6 protein-coding genes are annotated in these 5,203 nt (G+C 38.3%); all 6 read left to right on the forward strand.

Annotated elements, in window-relative coordinates; genetic code table 11:
* On the forward strand, positions 1-1,385 hold a 1,385-nt coding region (gene norR, locus ON073_RS19970; RefSeq protein WP_274763632.1), incomplete at its 5' end, for a nitric oxide reductase transcriptional regulator NorR.
* A 300-nt stretch (positions 1,386-1,685) separates the two neighbouring features.
* Positions 1,686-2,147 (forward strand): nuclear transport factor 2 family protein, encoded by a 462-nt coding sequence (locus ON073_RS19975; protein ID WP_274763633.1) that lies wholly within the window; start codon positions 1,686-1,688, stop codon positions 2,145-2,147.
* Between the two features lie 431 nt (positions 2,148-2,578).
* Entirely contained in the window at positions 2,579-3,115 is a 537-nt protein-coding gene (locus ON073_RS19980; protein WP_274763634.1) for a MarR family winged helix-turn-helix transcriptional regulator, read from the forward strand.
* 1 nt (position 3,116) lies between these two features.
* On the forward strand, positions 3,117-3,965 hold the full coding sequence (locus ON073_RS19985) for a CPBP family intramembrane glutamic endopeptidase (RefSeq protein WP_274763635.1): 849 nt from the start codon (positions 3,117-3,119) through the stop codon (positions 3,963-3,965).
* Positions 3,966-4,158: 193 nt separating this feature from the next.
* Positions 4,159-4,368 (forward strand): hypothetical protein, encoded by a 210-nt coding sequence (locus ON073_RS19990; RefSeq protein ID WP_274763636.1) that lies wholly within the window; start codon positions 4,159-4,161, stop codon positions 4,366-4,368.
* A gap of 46 nt (positions 4,369-4,414) precedes the next feature.
* The gene (locus ON073_RS19995) at positions 4,415-4,882 is read left to right on the forward strand and encodes a GNAT family N-acetyltransferase (protein ID WP_342455430.1); all 468 of its coding nucleotides are present in this window, start codon (positions 4,415-4,417) and stop codon (positions 4,880-4,882) included.
* The last annotated feature ends 321 nt before the right edge of the window (positions 4,883-5,203 follow it).

Consider the following 5,203-nt stretch of genomic DNA (forward strand, 5'->3'; position numbering starts at 1 on the left):
TTGTTATTAGCGAGCATCCGCGTTTTGCGGCAATTTGTGAAGCAAAAGAACCTGTGCGTTTTGCATCATCGAGCCCCTTACCCGACCCATATGATGGGCTCGTTGCTGATCACCCCGGTGATTTACCTATTCACGCTTGCATGGGCTTACCACTTTATTTTGCCGAACGTTTAATTGGCATTTTGACCTTTGACTCATTAAAGCCGAACGCCTTTGACGATTTAGGCCAAGACAAGCTTGATGCCTTAGCCGCCATCGCTGCAGCCACCTTAAAAATTGCCCTGACACTCGATGAATTAGAGCAGCGCAATTCACGCTCGCATTTACTAATGGCGGAACTTAGCCAAGAAGCCATCGCCCGTGATGGCAACGAATTAATTGGCGACAGCCAAGCCATGGTAAAGCTAAAGCAAGAAGTTAATTTAGTAGCCGCATCGCCCTTTAGCGTGCTTATTCAAGGTGAAACGGGCGTAGGTAAAGAACTTATTGCACGGCGCTTACACTTACAGTCAAGCCGCGCCGATAAACCTTTGGTGTATGTAAACTGCGCCGCTCTGCCTGAAAATTTAATTGAAAGCGAGTTATTTGGCCATGTGAAAGGCGCTTTTACTGGTGCCGATAAAAACCGCGCAGGTAAATTTGTGTTGGCCGACGGCGGCACGTTATTTTTAGATGAAGTGGGCGAACTGCCACTAGCAGCGCAAAGTAAACTACTACGCGCACTGCAATCTAATGAAATACAACCTGTTGGCCAAGATGATATTCATTATGTTGATGTGCGGGTTATCGCCGCAACCAACCGTGATTTGGCAGACGAAGTAAGTAACGGCAACTTTCGCGCCGATTTATTTCACCGATTAAGCGTTTACCCCGTTAATATTCCACCACTGCGCGCTCGTAATGGTGATATCGCCCTATTGGCAGGCTATTTTGTCGAGCAATCTCGGCGCAAACTTGGCTTGCAACAGCTTAAAATAGCGAAAGACGTGCTGCCCTATTTAAATGCCTATCACTGGCCGGGCAATGTGCGCGAACTAGAACATGTAATAAGCCGCGCAGCACTGAAAGCCTCAGTAAATACCCAATCTCCCATTGTAATAATTAACCCGATTGATTGTGGTGAGTTAATCAGAGAGCTAACAATTGACGGCACAAGTAGCGATGAGCCAAAGGCTAACCCAAATCAAGTGCAGCAGTTTTTACTAAAACCAGATGAAAGTTTAAAACAGGCCACAGAGCGTTTTCAAAGCGAGATGATACGAAACACCTTGTCTAACCATAATGGCAATTGGTCAGCTGCAGCACGAGAGCTTAACACCGACCGCGCTAATTTAACTCGCCTTGCAAAACGGTTAGGTATTAGTGTGACGAAACAGATTAGTTGATTTGACGCTTAGGAGCGTTTAACTGGCGTTGGAAAAGTATTTTCATCACAGATTTTATGTCCAACTCAAATGAGCTGCTCTTATATTAAAGAAAACGAGTCAATAGATTGATATTAAATGGTTAGTTTACTAACCCGAATCAGCCTAACTGTTTGAAGTCTGAGTATTCGCACTAAACGCTAAGTTCATATATTGTAACAGTTTAATTGTTAACAGGCGGAGTCTTTTAGTATCAAATAATACTTTCACGCCATTGTTTTTAAAAATGGAAACTCAACTAATTTGTGAGAAATAAATAAGATGACACGAGCCAAATTTTTATCAGCGACCATCGCAATTGTTGCCATGCTCTTCTCAACACCCAATTATGCTGAATCTGTATCAGGTAAAGAATATCAAGCAGTGGTAGAAACCGCATATAACTATTTTAATGGAGCAGCAAACGGAGACCAAAAACTGCTTTCAAAAGCCTTTGACTTAGAGTCTGGGCACGTAAAAATGATTAGTATTAACAAAGAAACTCAAAAAGAAACAATCAGATCTGTTTCTTTAAAAGAATTTGCTGGTTACTTCAAAACAGCGACCAAAGATACATGGAAAGCAAATATTCTTTCTGTTGATATTGTTGATGATAAAATGGCGATGGTAAAGCTTGATTTTGATACGCCAAAAAACCACTACATTGATTACCTTGTAATGTACAAGCTAGATAACCAATGGCGTATTATCAATAAAACATTTGTAGCCAAAAAGAAAACGTAGATAAAGCAAACTAACAAAGCCATAAAGTGCGAAACCCAAATAGTTTGTTTGGTTTCGCGACCCTTTACATTTTAGCCAACAATTATGATTCCGCTTTTAGTGGCGTTACCACTTTGCGCAACTCATAAAAGCTAAACTCGTCCTCAAAATTTCATTATGTATCCGGCAGAAATGAACGTTCAAAGAACAGTCATCGTTAATTGGTTCTATCAATCAACTCTAAACTGCGGACCTTTCCTCAACTTGTGCTGACCCAAAACAGTTTTGTGTGATCAGTTTATTATGTAAGTTACCTCTATGATTATTTAAATAATGTTACAAATTTGCTCTTTCAAATAGGTTAGAGACACAGTAAATTACGCAAGCACTTGCGCAACTACTTGCACTGTTTAACTAGCGCTAGTTGAGCAATACATTATTTGAGGGGTTATATGTCTAAAAAGTCTCATTTTAGTAATCAAATTAGTTCAAATTATGCTTTTTTAGCTAAAACGGTATTTGATTTACATAGCCTTATACAGGCTCAGTCCGAAGAGCTTTATGCAGAAAAAAAACTAGGGTTTCCTGTTGCGGCCTCCTCAACAATTTTACTGTTATCTGACGTTAATGAAGCGTCTATTATGGAGATTTCACAAACCCTTAACCTGTCTCATCAATTAACCTCTCAGCGAATTAAAATAATGTTAAATCTTAAACTTGTTGAGGGGTTTCAAGACGAGAAAGACAAACGAAGAACTTTATATAAATTGACAAGCAAGGGACTAGAGAAATCTAAAATTCTAAAATTGTATTGTGTTGACGCTGAGCACGCTTTTAAAGACTTGTCTAATGAAGTTGGTGCAGATATTCAGTCCATATTGAATTCTGCAATTGAGGCTCTAAAGCATAAACCTTTTGGCAAACGCTTTCCTGCTCACGCGAATAGTTATCAAGATAGAGTTTCGATTACTAATAAGGAAGAAAGTTAAAATGAATTCAAAAAAAGAAGCTTACATCACAATCATAACCTTCCTAATATTGACCGTTGCTTTTTATATTTTGGGTTATTGGCTGATATATAGAATGGGGAGAGCGACGCCTCTTATGCTATCTGTTGGTGCTGCCACTATTGCAACGTGTTTAATCAGAAGAAAAAGCCTAGCAACTCTCGGGTGGAGTTGGGGGAGTTGGAATGTTCAGTGGCAAAGCTATTTAATACCTCTTTTCATAACATGTGTTGCTTATGTAACTATATGGTCGTTAGGCTTGGCAGAGCTTGATAGTAGCAAGTTCTTATCTGATAAAAAGGAAAGTTATAACTTACAGGAATGGGGAAATTTTAGCCTGTTAGCATTTCATTTTTTCTTCATTGCGATTATCGGCTTTGTTATGGCAATCCCGTCGATTCTTGGAGAAGAAATAGCGTGGCGAGGTTTACTTGTACCTGAATTGTCTAAAGTAACCTCTTTCACTGGAGTAGCGTTAGTTAGCGGCATACTTTGGTCTGCCTTTCATTGGCCAATCATATTTTTAGGCTTATACGGCAATGGCGATACATCTATCTATTACCAATTATTTTTCTTTACTTTGTTTCTTACTTCTTCAGGCACCATTATGGCTTATTACAGACTTAAATCAGGTAGTGTCTGGACAGCGGTAATGTACCATGGAACGTTAAATATCTTCCTCCAGAAGTTATTCGCGCCAATAACAATTAATGGAGAGAATTCTAACTATTATGTTGACGAATTTGGTGCGGTACTAGCTTTGGTTGCGTCATTTGTAGCGTATTTTTATTGGAAAAAGGGTGTCCGGGAGTTCACACCATTGAGTCGATAGGGTTTGAGTACATACTCATAAAATATGGAAGCGATAAAGTGAACAAGATTAATTTCAAAGAAAAGTTTGATTCATTCTCAGAAGTTTGGACGCCAAAAATATTGGCAGAATCTAACGGACAGCTAGTTAAAATAGCAAAATAAAAGGCCTGTTAGCTTGGCATACACATGAACTAGATGATGAATTATTTATAGTGGTTAAAGGCCAACTTACCATTCAACGAAGAGACTCAATAATTAAGTTTTCTCCTGGTGAGATGTATATTGTCCCAAAAGGGGTTGAATACTGTCCGATAGCCACGGAAGAAACCCATTTTATTATGATTGAACCTAAATCAACACTGAACACAGGTTCAATCGAAGTAGACATTTCAATTTCAAATGACAAGCAAAAGTGGATGTAAAAATGGTGGCGCAAAAAATTGAAGAAATAAATTTGGAAAGGAAATAATGATGCTGTTCATTCGAAGATTTCAAAATGGCGATGAATTGGCATTGCGAGAAATATTTTTCAATACAATTCGCAATGTGAATATTAAAGATTACTCAGCTCTTCAAGTTGAAGCTTGGGCTCCTTATGAATACGACCAAGCTGAGTGGTATAACCGTATCAGCGCAATTAATCCTTTTATAGCTGTTATAGGCAATGAGATAGTCGGATATGCAGACATTCAGGATGATGGTTATATTGACCACTTTTTTTGCCATTGCGAACATCAGGGAAAAGGTGTCGGTAAGAGGCTTATGAACGAAATATTTAAAACGGCACAGCATAAATGTATTGGTCGTTTATATAGCCATGTAAGTATTACTGCAAAACCGTTTTTTGAACATTTTGGTTTCAAAGAAATTAAAAAGCAACAAGTGAATATTCGAGATCAAATACTTACCAATTTCGTTTTGGAAAAACATTTGTAAAGTCAATTGATAAGTATTATCAACGAGTGCAATGTATGTTACGAAACGATTTGTATTCAGAAGTATGTTGGTGAAAGCCTTTTATAAAGAAGTGACTTAAGTTGTTAAATTTCTTTAGAACGACCGAATTTAGCATAAAGCGGAAGTAACTCTCTGAATTTGATTATGTATTCGGCAGTAATGAGCGAATAGCGGTCATTGAATAAATTACTCCAAGCACATAACAAACTCTTCGTTGTTAGAAGTAAAAATTTTGCCTATTCCACTTCTTAATGATTACTTCCCCCTTAATAATATTAACAGGCAATTTGCCTGTTTTTT

The organism is Pseudoalteromonas sp. G4, from assembly GCF_028875915.1.
In the GTDB taxonomy this organism is placed as follows: Bacteria; Pseudomonadota; Gammaproteobacteria; order Enterobacterales; family Alteromonadaceae; genus Pseudoalteromonas.